We start from the raw sequence: 22,719 nt of genomic DNA on the forward strand, positions 1-22,719 counted from the left end.
GAATTTACTCTAAATTTTTTAGCTTTTTTATATAACTTTTTATATTTCTATACTTAAAGAAAAAGGAACCGATACAGAGAGTAGTTGCACCTGCCTCTAATACTAAAGGAATAGTTTCTTTATTTAGGCCTCCATCTACTGCTATTTCAAATTTATATTTATTTTTTTCTTTAACTTCTCTGATCATTTTTATTTTATCTAAAACTCCTTCAATAAATTTTTGACCGGAAAATCCGGGATTTACGCTCATAACCAAAACCTCTTCAATATCGTTTAAATAGCTTTCTATTTCTTCGATTTTTGTTTCTGGATTTAGAGCAAGCCCTGCTCTTGTGAAATGATGAATTTCTTCAATTGTTTCTCTTACTTTTTTTGTAGATTCTATATGAAAAGAAATAAGAGCAGGTACAGAATTTTTAAATCTTTTTATATATCTTATTGGTTCAATAATCATAAGGTGAATACTAATCGGCATGTTTGTTAATTTCCTTATCGCTTCCACAATCATAGGACCAAAGGTTATATTATTAACGAAATTTCCATCCATTACATCGACATGGATAAAATCTGAATTTGATTTTTCAATTTTTCTTATTGTCTTTTTGAGATTACTAAAATCACCGGCAATTATTGAAGGACCAATCCTTATTCTATTTTTAATCATATACGGTATTTAAAATAAAGAGAACGAGCTCTTCATAGGTTAAACCATAGGCCTTTGCTTCTGCTGGTAAATCAGAGAGATCAGTCATGCCGGGTAAAGTGTTTACCTCAAGTATATAGGGTTCACCACTTTCAGATACTACACCATCAACTCTTGAAAAACCTCTACATTCAAGAGCAAGGTGTGCTTTTAAAGAAAGATTTTGAACTAACTCTGTAAGCTCAGGCGAAAGCTCTGCTGGTAAAATAAACTCTGTTTCTCCCTTTGTATACTTTGCTGTATAATCGTAAAACTCCCTTCTAAGTGGCCTTAACTCAAGAATCGGTAAAGCAAAGGCCTTTTTCCCCGTCCCGAGTATACCTGTTGTTATTATTTTACCTTTTATGTATTTTTCAAGGAAAAAGTCTTTAAACCTATGTTTATTTTCATAATAATTTCTAATGACCTCGTCCTTGTTTTTGCATATTGATACGCCTAAGCTTGAGCCCTCATCTTTTGGTTTTAGCATCATAGGGTATCCAAATTTTTCTTCTGCTTCTTTTAGTTTTTCTTCAAAGTTTTCGTAGTGATAGATTGTGACAAAGGGTGGTGTTGGAATACCTTCAGATATAAAAATCTTTTTTGCAACTATCTTATTCATCCCTATTGCAGAGCCGAGTACTGAGCTTCCCGTATATGGGATAGAGAGAAGTTCAAGAAATCCTTGAACTGTCCCATCTTCACCCGGTTTCCCATGAAGTATATTAAAAACTACATCAAAGGGTCTTGCTTCTAAGATCTCTTTTACAAAATCTTTTTGTATCTCTAAAAGTTTAACGTTTAAATTAAAGTGCTTAAGGGCATTATACACGTTTCTACCAGATCTTAGGGAAACTTCCCTTTCACCCGATGTTCCACCACAAATAACCAAAATTATCTTATCTTTAAATTTTTCAATTATTTCCTTTTTGTCAAAATTCATTATTTAAGTATAAAAAAAGGGGCAATAAAGTTAAAAATAAATAAAAACGAATTATTTACTCAAAACAACAACTTTTTTCTTAATTTCCTCCTTATCTTTTCTAACCAAAAGAATGTAATTGCCCTGTTTTATTTCATATTTATCTAAAGGAATGAAAAATGAATAGACGCCTCTTTCAATTTCTTTATTTTCAATAATTTTGTGTTCCCTACCAGATAGATCAAAAAGAGAAATATTTATCTTCCCCTTTTCTGGATTAAGTAAAATTAAATTAAGCTCATTACTAATTACATTTCTTTTAACTTTTATATCAAAGTTGAAGCCCCTAAATTTTACTTTAATAGGACCAAAGTATCTTTTTTCTCCTGCTAAGGAAGTTGAGATAAGTTCGTAGCTATATTCTCTATTACTTTTAACATCATTATCTACATATTCAAAGTTTCCATCAACAGATTTGCCAGAATATATAACATTTCCGTCTCTTTTAAGGACAACATTTCCATTTTTATAAATTCCTTTAGCTCTCAAAATGATTCTATCAGTTAGTGGTATTCCAACAAAGTAGCTCTCTTCTTCGCCCATCAAAGCTCCAAGGTCACCTGTTATCACTAAAGCAAAGGGAACGCCCTGTGCGCTTGGGACAGGAATATTTCTACCTATAACGGAAATATAGTAAACTCCAGGAGTAGGGGCTGTTCTATAAAAAAGTTCTACTGTGTTTCTATTGTCATGGGAACCCCCTGTAGTGCTTTGGCCACCAGAGAAAACATTTCCCCTATACAAAACTGAGTTAGGATCCCTTACCTTTAAGTCAATATTATTAACTAATGCAGGGTTAGCATTAACAGCAGCAGGTGCATCAAGCCATACAAGAACTATTTTTAGTGGTATAGAGCTTGATAAAACATTTAAAGCATAAACAAGAGAATCTCCAGTTGCATAAATTGCCTTCTCTGCTATCCTTAAATCCTTTGCATCACCTGAAAAATATAAAACATTTCTCAAATTAACTCTACCCCAACCAAAATCTTGATCATATACATTGGTTGCAAGGAAATTAGTTGAAGAGATTGTCATAGCCTTTAAAAGTGTTGCTGAGGGAGTAAAGGAATTAGCAGGATTTTTTGTTCCAGAAGGATACCAGCCCTCTGTAAAGTACTGTCTTATAAGAGCAATAGCACCAGCAACAGATGGAGTTGCCATAGAAGTTCCTACCATCCCTAAAATATCGCAGTAACTATGCGGAGTAGGATCATTCCAAGCAGAGTGCACATAATCTGTTCCTGTGCCAGCTCCGCCTATTCCGCAAACATCCGGTTTAATTCTGTTATCAAATGCCCATCCCCTACTTGAATATCCAGCAATTTGGCTAATGTTATTGTGCCTTAAAGCCCCAACACTTATACAGTTTTTTGCCACTGATGGTGCTGTAACTGTGTTTGCCTGTGGACCCTCATTTCCAGCTGCAAAAACAATTAAAAAATCTCTATTATTCCACATAAATTGGTCTACCTCTCTTGCAGCAGTTGAATAAGAGTTATTAGGGGTGTTACAGTTAGGGTCCCCACATTCACCCCAAGAATTTGAGTGAATTCTTACCCCAAGATTTCTTGCGGATTGAAAAGGTGTGGTAAGATTTGCACCGTAGTTAAAACTTGTACCGTTAAAAACATCTTGAATAACAAGTCTTGCATCCTTTGCAATTCCATTATAATCTTTGTCAGTTGGGTCCTGAGTATTATCACTTTGATCTACTTTACCTGCAATTGTTCCTCCCACATGGGTTCCATGGTCATATGATCCATTAGGTCTTCCATCGCCAGAACCAAAGTTCTGATAGGCTTGAACTTTTCTATGGTTATTTCCTGGTGGATCACCCTGGGGATCCCAGAAAAAGCAATCGTAATAATCAAGTCCTGTATCCATAAAACCTATTAATTGGTTCTCTCCACGAATCCCCTTTCCCCAGATAAAAGTATCATTTGTAACTCCTGTCTGGAGTGCCCATCTTATTACTTCATTAAGTGGTTTATTCTTTGGTCTTTCCTCAATAAATTGAATCTCAGGAATAAATATTACTTTTTGAACCTCAGAGGGAGTAGCACTTACTATGAGTTTCTTTACAAATTCGTAGGATTTGTCAACAACTTTTATATTAATTTCCCTTACTTTCTTTTCCACCTCATCCACATCAGCGTCTTCAAAAATCAAAAGGTTAAACTCTCTCTCAAAATCGCCCTCAGTAAATTTTAAAATTTTGTATCCGGGGTGAAAAGGTCCTACATACCTTACATCTTCATTTTTTCTTAAATTTTCTAAAAGTTTTTCCCTTCTTTTTTTCTCTAACTTTACTATATAGGAAAAATGGGGAATGTAATCGTATATCAAAATGCCCTCACTGTTTAAAAACTCTATGTTTTCCCTTTTAATAGGTCCTTTGAATTGAATAATGAAGTATTCTGTTTCTGTTTCCTTAATCTTTAAATAACTTGGTAGCGGATCCTCTATCAACGGATCAAAACTATATCTTGAAATGTTTATATGATTTAAATTTTCTTCTCCACTTAAAATTCCTAAAATAAAAAAATATAAAAACTTTTTCATATCATATTTATAAAAAAGAAAAAGGGGATTTGAACCCCCCTCTAGATTTTTAATTTATCTTTCTACCCCTCTAGAGGATCAGCATGCAGGCTCAAAAACTTTATAGGTTAATAAACTTTTTCTTTATGGTTTTCCCCTTATTCTTTGCAACAAGGAAGTATACTCCCTTTTCAACTTTTTTACCATGATCAGTTTCGCCTTTCCATTCAAACTCGTAGACACCCTTATCTAATTTACCTGAGAAGATCTTCTTTACCTTTCTTCCAGCAGAGTTATAAATCACTAACTCCACATCAGATTGCTCAGGAACAGCTATCACAAAGGATAACTTATCTTTAAACAGAGTAGGACTAAACTTTAGTATAGAAAATTCACCTATAGCATAATCCCACCTTGCCCTCACAGGTCCAAAGGTTAAAACTTTATCTCCTACACTGAATTTAACAAGATATTCATATTCAACGTAGGGTTTCACATCTTTATCAATAAAGCTACCCCTGTTTTTATTAAACCTATGGATTACAGAATATTCTTTTACAGATTCAGAACCTCCAGTTATTACTCTCTTTAAGAGCTCACCTTCAGTTATATTATCATCGTAGTTCCAGACAAGTTTTATTCCTTCCTTTACGCTTTCAGCTGTTAGGTTACCTTCAAGTTCAGCAAGGACGGTAAAGCCTGCATAATAAGTACCGTTATAGGCATTTAAGGTGTAAGATTGATTCACTACGTTTTTGTTTATTATGACAAGTGCGTAGGTATCACTGGCAGGGGGGTTATAGTTGAGAACTTCAGCCGCTCCAGGGCCTCCTGCGTCAACGCTTGCAAGTGCCTCAGTCCTTCTTAGATAGTAATCAACTGCGTATGGACCAACTGAACCATAAATGGCAACAGCTACGTCAAGTCCTGTTCCAGGAGTAACGGTGATCTGGTGGTTAACACCTGAAGCAAGCACTATATCATAAATGTGGAAGAGTTCTCTTGCATTCTTATCTATCTTTGAATTGGCAAAGATTTCAGTTCGAGGATTGGGAGTTGAGGTGGTAAAAGTTAAAAGTGCCCTTGATCCTTGGAAGTCAACAATTGCTGAATCAGGGGTATCACCAAAGTTATATATACCTGCATAATAGAAGGTTGAAACCCTTCTTCCATTTATTATTATAAAATCAGTTCTTGATCCATCAACCTCAGAAGCTTCTAAAACGTTTATGTAACCGTCGTAATAAGTAGTTGGACTATCAGCATAAAGTCTTAAATCTACATCTATTGAATCTCCTGCAACGCTGAATCTACTTGCTATGGTTGCTATTCCTTGCCATCTCTTAGGATTTGGAGGGTTCTGTTGCCAGCCACCTGTAACACCTATAGTTTTGAATCTAAAGACGGTCGCATTGTAATAATATTCTGAAAAGTCAGTAACTGACCATGGAACATGTTCAGCTAAGACTGGCTTCTTTGGAGAAATCCTCGGTGCCTTAAAGGAAAACTGCATTCCCCAAAATCTATACCAGACGTTAAATACGTTACCCATTAACTCATACCCATCTTCATCATCCATATCAATGTATAATGTGAGTGTATGTCTACCTCCAGGTACTGGAAACACATTCCTCTTATATTTTACATAGGAAAAAGGAGGTAGTCTTGAAGCGAATTCAAACCTATATCCGTAGAGATTATTACAAAGTAGATAAATATCCATTGAACCCCTTAAGTACTTATTAGGAGGTGGAGGAATATCAACAGAAGATCTATTTAGAAAGCTAAAGGAAATAGAGGTTTGAACATTTGGGTTTATTGCATCGTCTGTGCCTCTAAGTGAGTCAATTACAGTGTCTCTACCCGCTGCCACATGGTTTGGAGTAATGGGCCATGTCCAACCAGGAGGAGCATAATAGGTTACTGTAGGATGCCAATGCCTAATTACACCATACATAAGATAGGGAGTGCCTACTCCAAAATCAATTAAACTAGTGTTACAGTTAACATTACCAATAACTGTTGTGTTATACCTATAAAGAACTGTCCCAAGCAAGGGAGAACCAAAGAAAACTGGCCATATAGCATCAGCTGCACTTCCAGCTGTAAAAATTCCAGCCCAAACCCACCCTGGAACTCTTCTTGCAAATCCATAAGATTTAAAGCCCTCTGCTTGGTTCGCGGGAGAAGTCCACTCTACTATATTCGCACCAGGTAAATTAGGATTAGTGAGACAACGGTGATTTAGATCAAGACGGACATAATCATCACGATCAGGAGAAGTATCTGTGTTATAATAATAAGCATAAAGGGTGTCAAAGACAAAAGTGTCCTCTGGTGTTAATCCAAAATAAAAGTCTGAAAAATGATACTTATTTCTTGATGTTCCATATTGATCGGTATAATAACCACCTCCTGTTCCAAAGGGAATATCCCAGTCTGTAGTTTGAGTTTCATAAACATTAAAGGGAGAAGATACAGTAATATTAAAGTTGTTCGTATAAGTAAAGGGACCACCTGAAGAAGTATAATACTGTCCAACAAGTTTAACAATAAATGAAAAATCTCTTGTCCCTCTAAGAGAATCTTCATCCCAGATCTGGATTACCCAAGGATCAGTGTAGTTATTCCTTGCAGGATTTCCATAAGGAACATAACCAAAAGTAGAAATATTTTTAAGTATCTGAACCCTTGAGCTTGTAAATGCGTCTGCTGCCTTTAAAGTGCAAACAACGTTATAGGCAGAAAGACCAAGATTTTTAAGCGCAATAATAAGTCCAATTCTCTCACCTGGATCTGCCCATCCATCACCATTTCCATAATAGGAATCATCAAGCATTTGAGAACCTTCATAAGTTACAAAAGGAGCATTTAAGGGATCAAAATTAAATCTTGGTCTTATCAAAAAGTCATACCAATAACTATCCCTCCAAGAAGCTGGATTACTTCTTGTATTAGTAGCTTTATTTGATGTAGAAGCACCATCACTATCCTGATAGGGAACACCATTATTAGTTGTTCCATCTTTTCTCACTCCAACCCATATATAACCTGCCTGAATTCCTGGAATATCTGCTATATCAAAATTATACCATTGTTCAGCTGTCCCTACACTTATTATTCTTGTTGCAATTGGAGGATGACCTGGTGCATCATTTTCACTATTATGAGGCCAAACGAATAAGGTGCAGTTGACTGCTACATTAGATCCATTATAAGTATATATAGAACAGGAAATCATTGTTCCTGACCTTGGAAGCTCAAACTTTGATGCAAAATACCTATAATTGGAATAAGCTGGATCATTACCCGGATAATAGGAAGCAGTCCCATTATCATTTCTTACACTTCTTGTAGCTGCTGGCTCATCCCTCTTTGCTGTAGTTAAACTGAAAAAGTCATAGGTTCTATAACCACCATCAGCCATTATTCTACATGTAAAGTAATAAGTTGTATTTTCTACAAGAGCTGCTCCTGTAGATATCCTGAAATTTGTAAAATCGGCAGTTTGACCCCTTTCAAGAGTTCCATAGTTGTTGGAAAAGGCAACTAAAGTTATTTCAGTAGCATCAGCTGAACCATCCCTTGTTTTAAACCTTATTCTCAATGTCACATTTGTTGCTCTTGCTCCCGTATTTCTAACTCTTATACCCAAAATAACTGTCTCATTAGGCTCTATCTCTCTATCATTATCAGGAGTTGTGTTTACTACCCATACAGAATCAATAAAGATATTTGGAGTTGAAGGAACAGGTAAGTTGGAAATATACTTTTCAGCATCAACTCTTCCCCATCCAAAGGTATCTCTTAAAGCTTCATTAGACCTTGGCCCCCAACTTGAACTCCAATAGGAGTTATTAGACATAAATCTATAGATAGCTCTTATCTCAGAGGTATCAACACCTGTCATTCCCCTTATTAATCCAAAGTTATTTGCCTGGAGTAAAAGAGCTATAACACCAGCCACATGTGGACATGCTGCTGATGTACCACTGAATCCCTGATATTCACCGCCTGGTGCTGCTGCTACTGTTGGCTCAGAGGGTGCAATAAAATCGGGCTTGTGCCTATTCCAATCTGGTCTTGGCCACCATCCAGTCCTATTCCAGGGTGGTGAATTAGGCTCAGGTCCTCTTGAAGAATAAGAGATTACATCATCATACGGCCAATAAGTTCCCCCTACCCCAAAAACAAGAGGAAAATCACCCGGAGCTCTAGTAGATGAAGCAGTTGGACCTTCATTACCAACTGAGAAAACAGGTATTATACCAACTAAAAGCCAAGCCCTTATTTCATCCCATAATGTCGTATCATTAGCAGTTGTTGAACCCCAAGAATTTGTTACAAGGTGTGGTCTTAATGAATCAGGAAGACTTACAAACCACTGCATAGCCGATGATAATTGAGCAGCAGTACCACCAAGGCCACGAGCAGCAATCCATTTTGCACCTGGTGCAACTCCTATACCATGAGAACCTAAAGCAAGAGAAAGCGCTCCTGTTCCATGACCATCCGGATCATTAGGAGTTGTAGTGCCACCAACTGGATCATTCCAAGCTGATATACCTCTATAAGACTTTTTCAAAACAGGATGATTTGGGTCAACTCCTGTATCAAGAATTCCTATAACAACACCTTTTCCAGTGTAACCCCTTCTCCATGCTTCATCAGCTCTTACATTATCTATACTTCCTGAAACATACTCCTCTCCTGGGAAAAAATCAGAAAGGGGTTCTGTATCTACTGGTATAGGCTTAAACCTCTCAAAATTCAAATAAACATACCTTATTTGTGGAAAATTCCTTAAAACCTCATAAATTCCATACTTTGGGAGTTTAACAGCAATCTTATTAGCAATCCAAAGCTGAATTAATGAATCTGTATATCCCTTTGATATGAGAAATTCTACTATAGGTCTTTGTGTCTCAGAGGCAATATTTTTCATATAGTCAACTTTTGCATCAGGATCAGGAATAGTTGAAATAAAGTCATAATCGTAGGGACCAAGATAGAAGATACAGTTTATCTTCTCATCATCCTTCATTTTAGACATCTTCTCAAGCAATAGAGGCTCTATCTTTTTGTCAAGTTCGTTTGAAATTAATAAAATAGGGAAAATAAGAAAAATTATCTTCCTCATTCTTTAACTTCCTCCCTTTTAAAGTAGCCTGTTTGCATAATTTCTGCATGCTCTATCTTATCAACTACATCCATTTGATTTAATTCCTTAGCAACTTCCTTATGAATCTCGTAAAATCTTTTATGTAAGTTCCTTTTGAGAAGTTCAACTCTTTTTTCTTTCAAGGGGTTAAAACTATTTGGAGTGTTAGCCACATAGTTTTTAAGCTCTCTTTTTATCTCACTTTTTGCAGCTCTAAATCTTTCCGCAACAGTAATTGAATATCTTGAATCAGTATAAATAGGCACATCTTTTCTTTCAGCAAAACTTTCATAGTATTTCTCTTTTGAAATAGTAAAAAATCTTGGTTCAAGTTCCTTTGATATTAAATTCAAATATCTGTATTTAAAGTTATTTCTGAAATTTAAAAGGTAGCTGTAGTGATATCTTATTTTAGCATATTGAAAGAAACTTATTCTTCCCTTAAAGAGACCCTTTATCTCAAGTCTTCGCAGAGACTCAAGATCAATACCACTTTCTCCCCCTATCGGAGGAGAAAGTATCATAAAGATTAATAGAACAAACTCACTCATCTACCTCTACTCAGAATTTTTTAGGGATTGAACCCAATCCGTTTATAATAGCTTATTTTTAATCAAATTTCAAATTTTTATTCCAAATCTATGAACTTGTATGTTTTTTTATCTATAATAAGGAAGTAGGTTCCCCTATTTCTTTGATTAAGATTAACAAAAATATTCTTGGCAGGTAAAACTCTTATTTCCTTTATCTTTCGGCCGGAAGAATCTAATATAAAAACTATTTTTTCTTTTTCTGCTTCAGATATAAAAAGATAGGGTAAGGGACCTACGAACTTTACACCTTCCCTTTTTTCTCCTTCATAAATTTTTTCTCTTTCTGATAAAGCACCATATGTTTTTGCTATAACCATTATAAGTGGATCTGCTTTGTGCCCAGATATTATATCTATAAGAGGATAGATTGTATCTTCTGAAGCTTTATATATAAAACTCATATTTGATGAGGGAACTATATCCTCAATAAGGAAATAGGGATATCCATATATGTTTCTATAATTTTTTAGACCGATAAAGAAAGTATCATGTAATCTAAATTTTACACTTTGAGGGAAAGTAAATAAATTCCAAGAAAATCTCCTTTGTGGGTTATTTTCAGGATAATCCTTAAATTTTAAAAGGGGAGTAGTATCAGGAAAGTTATTTAAAAGATAGACGTAAATAGTATCGATTGGATTTGCATCGTCAGAATAGGTCATATACATAACTGACCCCATTTCTATAGAATCATAGTTACAAACAAATCCTGTCATTAAAATATCCCCAATTTTTACAGCAGGATCACCATAGAAATCAAAGTAAAGAGTTGGATTTTGAGTTTCTTGAAAGTTATAAAACTTTTTACCCTGAACAATCTCAAAAACCTTTGAAAAAGATTTATTTCCTCTTGCATCAGAAGCTTCAAAAAAGTAATAAACTCTTTCACCTGTTCCAACAAGGGGTAAAGTAAAGTAATATTTATTTAATCTAAAACTATCGTAAGGAATAGAGGATGTATCACTTGGGTTATTTTCAGTGTAATATTTTAGATAAGCACTCTGAATACCATCTTTATCATATATTTCTGCAATTAAACTTATGGGTCTGTTAAAACTAAAAGTATCCGGTTTCTTTCTATGAATTATTAAAGGTTTACCTAAATCCTGCGTATCACATGTAAGTATTAAATTATCTATAAAGATTCCTTCAAAATTTGCGCCAGGATCTGACTTAAATCTAAATCTAATATAAACAGAATCATAGAGGGTATAACCAGAAAGATCAACTTCCACTTTTTCCCAATAGGGATGAAAACCTGTAAAATCTTTTAATGTGTAATAGTGGATTTTATCTTTTGAAATATCAAGAAAACAGTAATCAAAGCCTGATTCTATGTTATAGTAAACATAAAAAGACAATATAGCTGTTTTAAATTGCTTCAAAGAAATTGGATGAATATTTTGAGTTCTAATATCAGCCATATTTGGATAGTTCATATTTGCCATTTCACAAAAAGAACGCAAACCCCTATAGGATCTTTCTGAAGTTACCTCAAAACCCCTTTCCCACTTCGAAAAAGTCCTATTTTGATCTTCAAAATCATCATAAAACAGAACAAAAAGAGTTTTAAAAGTATCTCTAAAGAAATTGTTTAAATTATTTAAATCTGAATAATTTATGTTTAATTCAAAGACATACTTTTTTGGAACAACATAGGTAAAGGAATCAAATACAATTAAGGTCGAATCAAAAGATAAAAGAGGTTGAATCTGTTTTGTATCAGAAAAGAATACACTTTGATTTTGAAAATCTTTTATAGTCAAAGTAATACTTGCTAAAGAAGAACTTATAGTACCCAAATTTTTAATCTTCACCTCATATTTAAAATACTGATTAACACTTTTTATAGGTAAGATTGAATCAAAAATAATCTCATGACCTTCAATAGATGAAATTGCAAGATCTGGAAACTGTGGCCTTTGGTATTTTAAAAGTCCTTCTAAAACTTTCCTTACTATAGAATCTCTTTTTACCTCAGGAACAATATTTTCAAAAGAAACAGAAAGATGAACGAGTCTACCTGTATCTTGACCTAATGGAAACTTTCTAAAAAGCATTATACAGCTATCACTTATCATATAGGGATGGTAATTAACCCTCATTAAAGGTTGAGAAGTTGAAAGAACCATTATATTTTGCCAATAATTTAAACCAGGATTGTTAGAGAAATTATCAAACTGAAAGGTGAAAGAACTAAAATAGGGAGCACCAGAAACACCAAAAGCTAACCTGTTAGCTAAAGCAGCATTTTCATAATTTGAAATACCAAGGAAACCAGGTATAGCGTAAAAGTAAAACATCCAATCTATAAATTCGGGACTTATAAGAAAAAGTTTACCACCAGAGCGAAGGTATTGACACATAACAGCAGAATCTATATCCTTTGGTCGAAAATCAAACTCTACACAGGGAATGTTCCAAATAACAACCTTATAGTTTAAAAGTGTATCAAGAGGGGGACATGTCAAAGTGTCAGGATGATTCCAAACTTTATAAATATAACCAAGCCTTGAAAGAGAGGCCCTTATTATAGCATCATAGGGTGTTCCATCTTGAAGAGTTTTATTTCCATCATGATCAACAAGTAAAATCTCTCCAGACCATAAAGAGATAATAGAAAATAAGAAAATTAAAGTTTTAAAAACCTTCATAGTCTTTCTCCTAATTTAAATTTACTATTTTTATAGTTCTATCTTTTTCTTTTATAAAGTAAAGGCCCTTAATTAGATTTTCTGGTTTTTTCATTCTTCTTCCACTTAAGGTAAAAAGTTCTGCTCTTAAATTGTTTTGATTTTTTAATATAATTGAAATTTTCTCTTTTTCTTTAAACCTTACAAGGGGTTCTTTTTCTTCTACGGAGACATTAAAGTATCTGAAAAGGCCATGGATAACTTGGTAAAGTTTTGTTAGTGTTGCTGCACCCTCATATGGTACTGATTCAAGAGGAAAGGCAAAGAAAACAGTGTTAAGGGTTCTTACAGCTGCACCCTTTAATGCACCGGTTGGTCCGTACCTTATACATATTGTTCCACCTAATGTATCATTAAGAATTTCATCAGGGGAGATTGTATTTCGAGCACTTGCCGAACTTGAGAGGAAGAAAAACCAACCATGGGCCAAGGGATCACCTGTAACACCCCTTGCCTTATCCTGACCACCACCAAAGGGAACATTAAACCTATCAATGCCTAAATAATTTCTAAAGAAAAACGTATCAAGAGGAGAATCTAAATTTTCAGCCGCAAATTGAGATGTTAAAGCAAGTTTTCCCCCTAAAGTTAAATAGTTCATAAATGAATTAATTTCACTCTCTTGCAAACAGCTAGTCATGTTACCAGTTGCCCATATAACAAGTTGGGGCATACTAGGAGTAAATGTGGGAACACCCCTGAGATGATGTTTCCAAATGTCATACTTTACATTTAGGTAATCAAGGGCAATTTCATAGTAATAGTAAAAATTATTTAGAGAATCTGTGTAATAAACGAGAACATCAGGAACACCTATGAAAAATTTTAGCTTCGAATCACGGTAAAGCGAAGTGGGATAGCCATCTATTTTAAACCTTAAAGTATCTTTATCATTTACGTTGTTCAAAAGAATTTTAAAAGTATCTGATTTTACAAGTATAGTATTTCCAACGTTTAGAGTGTTTCTATAAAAAACGGTACTATCAATAACTGTAAAGTTGGTTGAACCCTTTAGGGTTATTTTAAAAGAGTCTGCCTTTTGGGGCCCCACGTTTTTAACAAAAGGAAAAATACCCACTATTTCTCCACCTTCAAAGAAGTTATCTCCGTCACCCTGTACCTCAATCATTTTAAAATCAATAACCTTTAAACCTGAATAAAAGGGATAAATTAAAGACATATGAGCATTAACCCTACCAGAACCAAGTAAACCAGCATAACCAGGATTTAAACTGTCAATTTTATCTGCTCCTCCTTCAAGATACCTCTCCACTTCTATAGGTGAAATAGAAGGGAAATAGGATTTTATGAGGGCACAAACACCTGCTGCATTCGGTGAAGCCATACTTGTGCCATCCCAAGAGTCATAATCATTATTTAAAACTGTACTCCATATTGAAACACCAGGTGCAGTAACATCCACAGAATCACCATAATTTGAAAAAGTGGCCCTTACATCGTTTGGCATTGAAGCTGCAACTGCTATAACACCCTTTAAAGTAGCAGGATACATTGGAAAACTATTTAAGTTAACATTTTCATTACCGGCTGCAGCAAGAACCACAGCTCCCCTTGACCTTGCATAATCAATTGCTGCTTGCATCATCCTTATTCTTCCTGATTCCCAGAAATAACCACCCCAAGAGTTATTTAAAACAGAAAAACCCATATTGGCTCCGTAATAGTGGGCTTCAACAGTAGCATAAAAATTAATGTATGAAGTATCTTGCCAAACAAGCTGACAGTTTAAACCAGCAGCCCTTATGTTAAAACCTATTCCAGATATACCTATTCCATTGTTTGTAACAGCAGCCATAGTACCTGTAACATGGGTTCCATGATCTGAACCAAAAGAGGGCTCAGGTGAAGGATTCCATATACCATAAGAAAAATTAAAACCAATTATATCATCAACATAACCGTTACCATCATCATCAATACCATTTAAATCAAAGGGATAATCAAAAAGACCATTAGAATTTATATCTTCACCAGGATTAACCCACAGATTACCTCTTAAATCTACATGCTCCCACCATAAACCTGTATCAATAGCTCCAACAACAACACTTGGACTACCTTGAGTAATATCCCATGCCTGTGGAACCTTCATCTTGGTTAAATTCCACATCTGTGGAAAATAGGGGTCATTTGGTATAAACATTAGGGGATAGGCCTCATTGTTAAAAACATACCTTACGTAAGGCAAAAGGGAAAGCTGCTCCTTTAACATTTCTGCTTTATTTTCATCTTTAACTCTCAAAAGAAATATTAGATCAAGATCAAACTTTTTAGCCTCATCAGAAATCTTTCCTTTTGTAAGTCTATCAATTTCATAGACATCATATTTTTCAAATAGAAAATCAAGCTCAGGTATAGATAAGGTATTTTTCCCTTTTTCAAAATGAATTAATTCCCTTAAATCATCTTTAAGCCAAAGAATTATCTCATTTTTTATAACCTTACCTTGACTTAAAGCTAAGATTATGATTAATTGTAACATAATCTAGAACCTATTAATATTTGAGGACTTGAACCTTTTTATAATCTTAAAACAAAAAAAAATCTTGGTCAATTAGAACAAGGCAATTAATTTTTTTTAAAATTTATTTTGCCAGGTTCAAACCCATAAAAAATTATAAAATAAAATGCCTTTTATAATTTACCTGTTTGGATTTTTAAATATTGAGCATGTTGAACTAAAGAACAAGTTAAACCTTTACATGATAGAAAATAAGTTATCCCCTATAGTCACAATTGTTCTTTCTTTCAAAGCTGGAGGTGAATACCAAACTCCTGAAGATGCTGGGCTTTTTCATCTTGTAGAACACATGTTTTTTAAAGGGAATAAAAAATATAAAACTCAAGAAGAATTCATGAAAAAAGTAAGAGAACTCGGAATTTCCTATAATGGTGCAACTTCTCATAATTACGTTGTTTACTTTTATACCTTACCTAAAGAAAAACTAAAAGAGGGACTTGAATTTGCATACCATGCAATAACAGGAATCCTCTTTGAGGAGAAAGAACTAGAAAAGGAAAAAACAGTAGTTCTTGACGAGTATAACAGAGACTACTCAGATCCCTTAATGAATTTTTATACAGATCTTTCAAGATTATTTTTTGAAGAAGAGTTTTATAGGGATGACCTCTTAGGACCTAGACACAACATTTTAAAAGCTAAAAGAGAAACTATGATTAGGCAATATGAAAAATTCTATGGACCTGAAAATTGTAACTTGATCATATCTGGAGATATTGACTTTAAAGAAACTGAAAAACTTGCGAGAAAAATATTTGAAAAGTGGAAAAAGAGAACTACTTATCAAAAGCCATCAAAATTACCTGAACTTAAATCAAAAAAAATTTTAAGAATAAAATCAAAAGATGTAAAAAGTGCAAAGATAACACTTCTTTTTAGGGGACCCTCAACCCTTTATGAAAGAAAAGATACTTACATTGCTGATCTTGTAGGAAAAATGTTTTCACTTTCCTATTCTCCATTTCAGCTGGAATTTGTAAATTCAGGAATAGCAGGAGGTGCAACTTTTGCGTACTATACAAAAAAGGCTTCAGGAGAAATCTTTATTAACCTTGATTTAGAAAAATCTAAAATTGAGGAAGCTTTAAAAAAACTAAACTATTTTTTGGAATCTATAGATGATGAAAAATGGTTTCCTAATGAAATAATTGAGGACGCAAAAATTTCTATTGAAAATGATTTTTACATGCAGACTGAAAATTCTCAGAGGTTTGCCCTTGAGTTTTCCTTTTGGATAACTGCGGCTGACTTTGAATACTTTAAAAACTACGTCGATGAAATAAAAAAATTAACTAAAGAAGATATAAAAGAATTTTTAAGAAATTATATAAAAAACAAAAACTATGTAATGGGAATACTTGAACCAGAGGAGGAATAAAATGAAAAAAATAGTTCTTATTACGATACTTTTATCTACAAGAGTTTTTTCTGAAATTTTGCTTCTTGAAAACAATATACCTTTAATCTATAAAAAAATTGAGGGAATAGAAGTTATAAGTTGTGGTGTGCTCTTTAGAGGAGGTGTGGCAAAGTATACTGAGGGAATGGACGGAATTGAAAATTTCTCTCTTAATGCTTTACTTGAGGGAACTAAATCTAATCCATATCCACAGCTTCACAAAGTTATGACAAAATACGGAATACAAAGTAAAGTAATAACTGAGCATGATTTTTCCGTATTAATTTTAAAGTCCCCATCTAAAAACTATAAGAAAGTTATAGAAATTTTATTTGAAATTTTTTCTGAACCAGAGCTTAAGCCAGATAGAGTAAACTCAGTAAAAACTAACATACTTTTGAAATTAAAAAGAAAAGAAGAAGATCCTGATCAGAAACTCTTTAGACTCCTAAATAACGTCTTTTATAAAAACCATCCCTATATAATAGAACACGATGGGAAAGTAGAAACAGTAAGCAAATTTAAAATAGAAGACATAAAAGAATTTCTTAAAAAGAATTTCAAGTCGGGAAATATTATTTTAGGTTTCATAGGTCCAATTGAAAAAGATGAGGTTTATAAACTGCTTAATGAAAAATTTGGTAAAATTGAAAAATCTGAGGATTTAAAGATTGAAATAAAAGAATTTTTACCAAAAGATACTTTCTTTCACATTGTAGAAAAAGATTTTAAGACAACCTATATAGCAAGTAAGTTTCCTCTTCCTGAGGTCACACACAGCGACTATCCTATTTTACTTGCTCTCTCAGAAATCCTTTCTACTAGATTAGAAGAGAAAATCAGAACAAAAGAGGGATTATCTTACTCTGTTTTTGCCGGACTTTCCTTAAAGAAGAAAAACTATGGATACTTCTATGTTTCATCATCCTTACCAGACTCTGCATTTAAATTCATCTTAAAAGAAATTGAAAACCTGAAAAAAATAAGTGTAAAAAGAGAGGAAATTATAGAAACTTTTAATATCTATAAAACTTTGAAATACTTACAGAATTCATCCACAGATCTAGCCCTTTTAAATATGCTAAAGTCTTACATACTTACGGAGAAAGAGAACTTTTTGGATGATATTTTGCACGAATTGACCAGGGTAAAACCAGAGGAAATTAAAAGATGCGCAAATACTTACCTTAAAAACTTTACTATAATAAGACTGGGACCTTAGGCTATTTGGCTTCCCTGCGGAATAGCTCTTTATTCCTCCTTTGGACTTGGCTTAAGTAATCACAGCACCAACCCATGAGAACCTGCGGAGTAAACTCTTTATCTCTCCCTTTAACCCTCTTTTTCTACTATTTCTATTAAGACTCTTCCTGTATCTCGAGGGTCAAGGAAAAAGACTTTTTTGCTTTTGATTCCCCTTCTTATATCACCTACTATATTAAAGCCCTTTTCTTTAAAATAATTCATTTTTTCCTCTGCATCTTCAACTTCAAGTGCTATGTGATGTATCCCATCCCCCCTTTTTTCAAGAAATTTTGAAACAGTCTCTTCTCCCTCCAAGGGGGAAATAACTTCAAACATTAAATTATCTAAATGAAAAATTGCTATCTTTAATTTTCTTTCTTCAAAATGATGAATCTCAGGTTCAACTTCAAATATCTTTTTAAAAACTTTAATAGCACTATCAAAATCCTTTACAGCTACAGATATGTGGTTAACCCTCATTTTTAAAATTCAAGTTCGAAATCTTTATCAATTTTTCCTGTAAAGTACCATCTTCCCTTTCCTTTAAATAAATCAGGAACATCATAAGAAGACTCAAAATACATAGAGGCACCCCTTTTATCCAGAAACTTTACTCCCCCTTTAAACCTATACCCAAGTGAACTACTTGAAAATGCAGAACTTCTATAGTGATTATAGCAGAGTCCAGAACCGATATAGGGGGTAAAATATTTCTTAGGATACACAAGATTTAATGTTAAGGGAAAGGCAAAGTCACTTTGATTTTCCTTTATTACATACTCACCGTTTCCCTCAATGGTTAAAAAGCGATAAGGAGTATAGGAGGTTGTTATACCTATAACAGGATAGGCCTTACCATTTTCATAAAGTAGTGATGTATTAACTCCAAACTTAAATTTTGATTTTGAAAAAAGTAATCCATAAATTAAAAGAAAACAAAAAAATTTTTTCATAAGACTGGATTATAATATAATATAACTTCTTGGTTCAAATCCCTTTTCTATTTTTTATTATGAGAACTGTAGAACTTACCTTTAATGTCGAGAAGATAAGAGAGGATTTCCCCTGTTTAAAAAGAAAAATAAGGGGTAAAAATCTTATATATTTTGACAATGCTGCCACTACCCAAAAGCCAAAAAGGGTAATAGATGCAATTGTTGAGTTTTATAGTAGTTACAATGCAAATGTTCATAGGGGAGTCCATACTTTAAGTTATGAGGCATCAACAAAATACGAAGAAGCTCATAAAAAGGCTGCCTCTTTTATTGGTGCAAGTTCTATGGAGGAGATAATATTTACAAGAAACGCAACTGAAGCATTAAACCTTGTCGCTTACTCCTATGGACTTAGAGAACTTAAAGAGGGGGACGAAGTTATAACGACCATTATGGAACATCACTCAAACATAGTTCCCTGGCAAATGTTAAGAAGATTCAATAAAGTAAAGCTTCACTATGTAAACGTTTTAGATGATGGCACCTTAGATTTGGATCATCTTAGAAAACTTGTAAACAAAAAAACAAAAATAGTTACTTTTACGCTTGCATCAAATTTTCTTGGAACCTGTAATCCTGCCTCAGAGATTGTGAAGATTGCGAGGGAAAGAAGTGATGCAATAATAGTTTGCGATGGAGCTCAGGCAGTTCCGCATATGAAAGTTAATGTAAAGGAAATAGATTGTGATTTTTTAGCAGTAAGTGGACACAAGATGTTAGGACCAACAGGAATAGGATTTTTGTATGGAAAGAAAAAGTTACTATCTAAAATGGAACCTTTTCTCTATGGGGGTGATATGATATTTGAGGTAACTACTGAGGGAGCAACGTGGAACAATCTTCCATGGAAGTATGAGGCAGGAACTCCAAATATTGCAGGTGGGATAGGCCTTTTGGCTGCTATTTCATATCTTGAGGAAATAGGTATGGAAAATATTGAAAGTCATGAAAGAAATCTAAAGGAGTATGCTTTGAAAAAAATGAGGGAGACTGAGGACATTGAAATTTATGGACACAAAACAGAGGACGCTTTAGGTATTATCTCCTTTAACTTAAAGGGGATTCATCCTCATGATGTTGCTGGAATTTGTGATGAAGAGGGAATTGCTATAAGAAGTGGACATCATTGCACACAACCTTTAATGAGATTTTTTAAAATTGAAAATTCAGCAAGAGTAAGTTTTTACCTTTACAATACAAAGGAGGAAATTGATAAATTTATTGATGTTCTTAGGGAAATCAAAAAATACTTTAAAAAATGAAATGTCCTGTATGTAAGATAGAGCTCACTAAAAAAAAATTTAAAAATTTAAATGGAAACTATAAAAGAGTTTATCAATGTTTTCAATGTGGGGGGCTTCTATTTGAAAACTTATTAGGTTTAGAGACTGATAAAGAAGATTGTGAGAACCTAGAAGAGGTGTATAGGCCGCTTTTAAACGCAACATTTCCGATACAGTTAAGAAGAATTTATAAATGTCCCCGGTGTAATAAAAGGTTTAGTAAGTATCTAAATTCAAAGTATAGGGATTTATTTATACTTTTGTGTAAAAATTGTAACACTATGTTTTTTAACCGTGGAAAGTTTTATAAACCTATAAGTAAAAATGAAAGAAGAGCAAAACTTAAAGATAAGGATTTTTCTAAGGATTTAATCAAAAAAATATCTGAGCGGGGAGGCGCAAACTCACTTTCAGTTGCAATGGAAGTGCTAATTTCTAACAATAATAAAACAAAAAACAAAGAGGAACTGTATGATTTATTTCTAAACGATTTTTTTCTCTTATGAATCCTTTTCTGAAACTTCCTGAAAACTATCTTGTAAGTATTTTTCTTACAATTTTACCTTTTTTAAGGGTTAACTCAGGGTATGACGGAAAAGTTGTTTAAAGAACTAAAGACAAAGTTTCCTGATGAATTCTTTATTGAGGAGGATGTGCGTTTAGCGTATTCTTTCGATAGTTCCTTTTTTTACTCTATTCCTAAGGCAGTACTTATTCCAAAAGAAAAAAATAAACTTATAGATGTTGTTAGTTTTCTTCTTGAGCAAAAGATTCCGATTACTCCTCGTGGAAGAGCTACAGGAAGAAGTGGTGGCTCTGTTCCTCATCCTGAAAGTGTCGTAGTAAGTATTGAAAGAATTAGAGAAAAAATAGAGTTCTATGAGGAGGATGAAATGCTCTTTTGTGATCCAGGCTATACAATAGATGAAATTAACAATTTTCTAGGGAAATATGGGTATTTTTATCCGCCTGATCCTGCTTCAAGTGATGTAGCGTCGATAGCAGGAACGGTTGCTACAAATGCAGGTGGTCCAAGAGCTTTAAAGTATGGGGTAACCATAAACTATGTAAAGGGTCTTACAGTTTTACTTCCAGATACAACTCTCTTAAAAACAAATGGATTTTTAAGGAAAAATAAGCTCTTTTATTCAATAAATGAAATATTTGTTGGCTCAGAGGGAACTTTGGGACTTTTGATCGATTTCTACTTAAAGGTAAGAAAGCTGCCTCCTTACAGAAAAAATATACTGATTGAGTCAGAGAAAAAAGAGAGGGTTTTAAAGGTGTCTAGGGAGATAATAAAACGAGAAGATGTGAGTCTCTGTGAGATACTTGAATTTTATGATAAGATGCTCCTTTGGGTTGAGGTTGAGGGTGAAAAATCGGAAGTTCAGAGAGTGATAGAGGATATCAAAGGTAAATTAGATATAGAGGTTATAGTTCCTGAAAGTGAGGAAAAAGAGAGAGAAATTATTTCTTTAAGAAGAAGATATTCAAGTATAATGTGGACTTTAAAAGGAAAGAAAAAATCTATAGATGTAACTGTTCCCATTTCAAAGTTAGATGCTCTTTTTTCTTTTTATAGAGAAATAGAAAAGAAGGATGGGCTAAAGATAATTCCCTATGGGCATTATGGTGATGGTAATATTCATACAAGTATTATATTTAGTAAGGGGGAAGAGGGGTTGGCAGAAAAGGTAAAAGAGGAAATTTGTGATTTTGTGCTTTCAGTTGGTGGGACTGTAACTGGAGAGCATGGTTTTGGTATAAAGTATATAGATTATGCAAAGAGATTTAAAGAGTATAGTGTAATGGAGAAGATCAAAAGGTCTTTAGATCCCTATAATCTATTTAATCCTTTAAAGATTGAAGGTAATTTTAAGCCAAGTAAATATGACCCAGGAGAAAAGGATAGGCTTTGTGTTCTTTGTGGTGTTTGTAATCTGTATTCGGAAAATTACAAAAAATTTTTAAGAGAGGATAAGTCTACAAGAGGTGAAATTTTTATCGGTAAAATAAAGGGTAATTTAAAGCTAAGTGAGGAAAATTTGAATTCTCTTAAGGAGTGTCCGGTTGGTTTTGCAATTTAACTCTTTTTAGCCTATCCTTTTAGCGGTCTGGAGTAATTTTCAATTTTCTTTCTTTAAAAAACTTAAATTTATTTTATCAATTTTACTTTCAAGGTCTTTTTAACTTCGCCTGCCTCAAACCTTATAAAGTAAATACCTGAAAAGTCCAGATCATCGTTAGAAAACAAAAAGCTATAATAACCCTTTTGCTGAATACCACTATAAATCGGCCTTATAAGCCTACCTCCTAAATCATAAACCCCTAACTTCACATTTACATCAAAGGGTAAAAAATACTTAATCCAAAAGTTGCCAAGTGAAGAAAAGTAATAAATGTGAAACTTTTCTACCTCAGCTATATTATTAGGTCCATTAGACCCTTTATCATCAGATTCTATCAGTGGAGAAGCGTACTTAATCGTAACATAATCATAATCTGTAAATACCTAAAAGCCTCTTCCTGATCATTACTTTCTTCATTTTTCTCCTCATATTAAACTTTTACTATATCTAATTTTACCTTACTTTACA

General features: G+C 33.6%; 15 protein-coding genes. 5 read left to right on the plus strand and 10 right to left on the minus strand.

Features of this window, described 5'->3' with window-relative positions; translation table 11 throughout:
• Positions 1 to 4: 4 nt before the first annotated feature.
• The 7 genes from rpe to ABDH49_06725 all read right to left on the minus strand — a co-directional run bounded on the left by rpe (position 5) and on the right by ABDH49_06725 (position 15,158).
• A complete protein-coding gene (gene rpe, locus ABDH49_06695) occupies positions 5 to 664 on the minus strand; it encodes a ribulose-phosphate 3-epimerase (protein MEN3046650.1) in 660 nt (219 codons plus the stop codon).
• Positions 657 to 1,625, minus strand: coding sequence for a D-alanine--D-alanine ligase (locus tag ABDH49_06700; protein MEN3046651.1), 969 nt, complete (start codon positions 1,623 to 1,625; stop codon positions 657 to 659). Before ABDH49_06700 ends, rpe begins: the two co-directional genes overlap by 8 nt.
• 51 nt (positions 1,626 to 1,676) lie before the next feature.
• Positions 1,677 to 4,229, minus strand: a complete 2,553-nt coding sequence (locus tag ABDH49_06705) for a S8 family serine peptidase (protein ID MEN3046652.1) — start codon at positions 4,227 to 4,229, stop codon at positions 1,677 to 1,679.
• Positions 4,230 to 4,329: 100 nt separating this feature from the next.
• On the minus strand, positions 4,330 to 9,348 hold the full coding sequence (locus ABDH49_06710; protein MEN3046653.1) for a S8 family serine peptidase: 5,019 nt from the start codon (positions 9,346 to 9,348) through the stop codon (positions 4,330 to 4,332).
• Positions 9,345 to 9,920 (minus strand): hypothetical protein, encoded by a 576-nt coding sequence (locus ABDH49_06715; protein MEN3046654.1) that lies wholly within the window; start codon positions 9,918 to 9,920, stop codon positions 9,345 to 9,347. The genes ABDH49_06710 and ABDH49_06715 overlap by 4 nt, the downstream gene beginning before the upstream one ends.
• A gap of 77 nt (positions 9,921 to 9,997) precedes the next feature.
• Positions 9,998 to 12,616 carry a hypothetical protein gene (locus ABDH49_06720; GenBank protein MEN3046655.1) on the minus strand — a complete coding sequence of 873 codons (2,619 nt, stop codon included), beginning with the start codon at positions 12,614 to 12,616 and terminating at the stop codon, positions 9,998 to 10,000.
• 10 nt (positions 12,617 to 12,626) lie between these two features.
• Positions 12,627 to 15,158 (minus strand): S8 family peptidase, encoded by a 2,532-nt coding sequence (locus tag ABDH49_06725; protein MEN3046656.1) that lies wholly within the window; start codon positions 15,156 to 15,158, stop codon positions 12,627 to 12,629.
• 145 nt (positions 15,159 to 15,303) lie between these two features.
• Between ABDH49_06725 and ABDH49_06730 the strand changes: the two genes are divergently transcribed.
• Together ABDH49_06730 and ABDH49_06735 are read left to right on the plus strand one after the other, a co-directional pair.
• On the plus strand, positions 15,304 to 16,575 hold the full coding sequence (locus tag ABDH49_06730) for a pitrilysin family protein (GenBank protein ID MEN3046657.1): 1,272 nt from the start codon (positions 15,304 to 15,306) through the stop codon (positions 16,573 to 16,575).
• A gap of 1 nt (position 16,576) precedes the next feature.
• On the plus strand, positions 16,577 to 17,818 hold the full coding sequence (locus ABDH49_06735; GenBank protein MEN3046658.1) for a pitrilysin family protein: 1,242 nt from the start codon (positions 16,577 to 16,579) through the stop codon (positions 17,816 to 17,818).
• A gap of 110 nt (positions 17,819 to 17,928) precedes the next feature.
• On the opposite strand, the gene ABDH49_06740 is transcribed toward ABDH49_06735, so the two are convergent.
• Together ABDH49_06740 and ABDH49_06745 are read right to left on the minus strand one after the other, a co-directional pair.
• Positions 17,929 to 18,321, minus strand: a complete 393-nt coding sequence (locus tag ABDH49_06740; GenBank protein MEN3046659.1) for a VOC family protein — start codon at positions 18,319 to 18,321, stop codon at positions 17,929 to 17,931.
• Between the two features lie 2 nt (positions 18,322 to 18,323).
• A complete protein-coding gene (locus ABDH49_06745; protein ID MEN3046660.1) occupies positions 18,324 to 18,794 on the minus strand; it encodes a hypothetical protein in 471 nt (156 codons plus the stop codon).
• 59 nt (positions 18,795 to 18,853) lie between these two features.
• On the opposite strand from ABDH49_06745, the gene ABDH49_06750 reads away from it, so the two are divergent.
• The 3 genes from ABDH49_06750 (at position 18,854) to ABDH49_06760 (ending at position 22,209) form a co-directional block, all read left to right on the plus strand.
• Complete coding sequence (locus tag ABDH49_06750; protein MEN3046661.1) at positions 18,854 to 20,098, plus strand: cysteine desulfurase; 1,245 nt, start codon at positions 18,854 to 18,856, stop codon at positions 20,096 to 20,098.
• A complete protein-coding gene (locus ABDH49_06755; GenBank protein ID MEN3046662.1) occupies positions 20,095 to 20,625 on the plus strand; it encodes a hypothetical protein in 531 nt (176 codons plus the stop codon). The genes ABDH49_06750 and ABDH49_06755 overlap by 4 nt, the downstream gene beginning before the upstream one ends.
• 81 nt (positions 20,626 to 20,706) lie before the next feature.
• Positions 20,707 to 22,209 (plus strand): FAD-binding oxidoreductase, encoded by a 1,503-nt coding sequence (locus ABDH49_06760; GenBank protein ID MEN3046663.1) that lies wholly within the window; start codon positions 20,707 to 20,709, stop codon positions 22,207 to 22,209.
• Positions 22,210 to 22,277: 68 nt separating this feature from the next.
• Here ABDH49_06760 and ABDH49_06765 read toward each other — a convergent pair whose 3' ends face one another.
• Positions 22,278 to 22,607: a T9SS type A sorting domain-containing protein gene (locus tag ABDH49_06765; protein MEN3046664.1), complete on the minus strand. Its 330-nt coding sequence runs from the start codon at positions 22,605 to 22,607 to the stop codon at positions 22,278 to 22,280.
• Positions 22,608 to 22,719: the final 112 nt, after the last annotated feature.

The sequence above is a fragment of the Candidatus Hydrothermales bacterium genome (assembly GCA_039630235.1).
Lineage (GTDB): Bacteria > Hydrothermota > Hydrothermia > Hydrothermales > JAJRUZ01 > JBCNVI01.

Excerpts from the sequence above, each read along its gene's own strand:
- ABDH49_06750 (MEN3046661.1), top strand. The coding sequence starts at position 18,854 with ATGAGAACTGTAGAACTTACCTTTAATGTCGAGAAGATAAGAGAGGAT.
- ABDH49_06760 (MEN3046663.1), top strand. The coding sequence starts at position 20,707 with ATGACGGAAAAGTTGTTTAAAGAACTAAAGACAAAGTTTCCTGATGAA.
- ABDH49_06725 (MEN3046656.1), bottom strand. The coding sequence starts at position 15,158 with ATGTTACAATTAATCATAATCTTAGCTTTAAGTCAAGGTAAGGTTATA.
- ABDH49_06710 (MEN3046653.1), bottom strand. The coding sequence starts at position 9,348 with ATGAGGAAGATAATTTTTCTTATTTTCCCTATTTTATTAATTTCAAAC.
- ABDH49_06715 (MEN3046654.1), bottom strand. The coding sequence starts at position 9,920 with ATGAGTGAGTTTGTTCTATTAATCTTTATGATACTTTCTCCTCCGATA.
- rpe (MEN3046650.1), bottom strand. The coding sequence starts at position 664 with ATGATTAAAAATAGAATAAGGATTGGTCCTTCAATAATTGCCGGTGAT.
- ABDH49_06755 (MEN3046662.1), top strand. The coding sequence starts at position 20,095 with ATGAAATGTCCTGTATGTAAGATAGAGCTCACTAAAAAAAAATTTAAA.
- ABDH49_06745 (MEN3046660.1), bottom strand. The coding sequence starts at position 18,794 with ATGAAAAAATTTTTTTGTTTTCTTTTAATTTATGGATTACTTTTTTCA.
- ABDH49_06735 (MEN3046658.1), top strand. The coding sequence starts at position 16,577 with ATGAAAAAAATAGTTCTTATTACGATACTTTTATCTACAAGAGTTTTT.
- ABDH49_06720 (MEN3046655.1), bottom strand. The coding sequence starts at position 12,616 with ATGAAGGTTTTTAAAACTTTAATTTTCTTATTTTCTATTATCTCTTTA.
- ABDH49_06740 (MEN3046659.1), bottom strand. The coding sequence starts at position 18,321 with ATGAGGGTTAACCACATATCTGTAGCTGTAAAGGATTTTGATAGTGCT.
- ABDH49_06700 (MEN3046651.1), bottom strand. The coding sequence starts at position 1,625 with ATGAATTTTGACAAAAAGGAAATAATTGAAAAATTTAAAGATAAGATA.
- ABDH49_06705 (MEN3046652.1), bottom strand. The coding sequence starts at position 4,229 with ATGAAAAAGTTTTTATATTTTTTTATTTTAGGAATTTTAAGTGGAGAA.
- ABDH49_06730 (MEN3046657.1), top strand. The coding sequence starts at position 15,304 with ATGCCTTTTATAATTTACCTGTTTGGATTTTTAAATATTGAGCATGTT.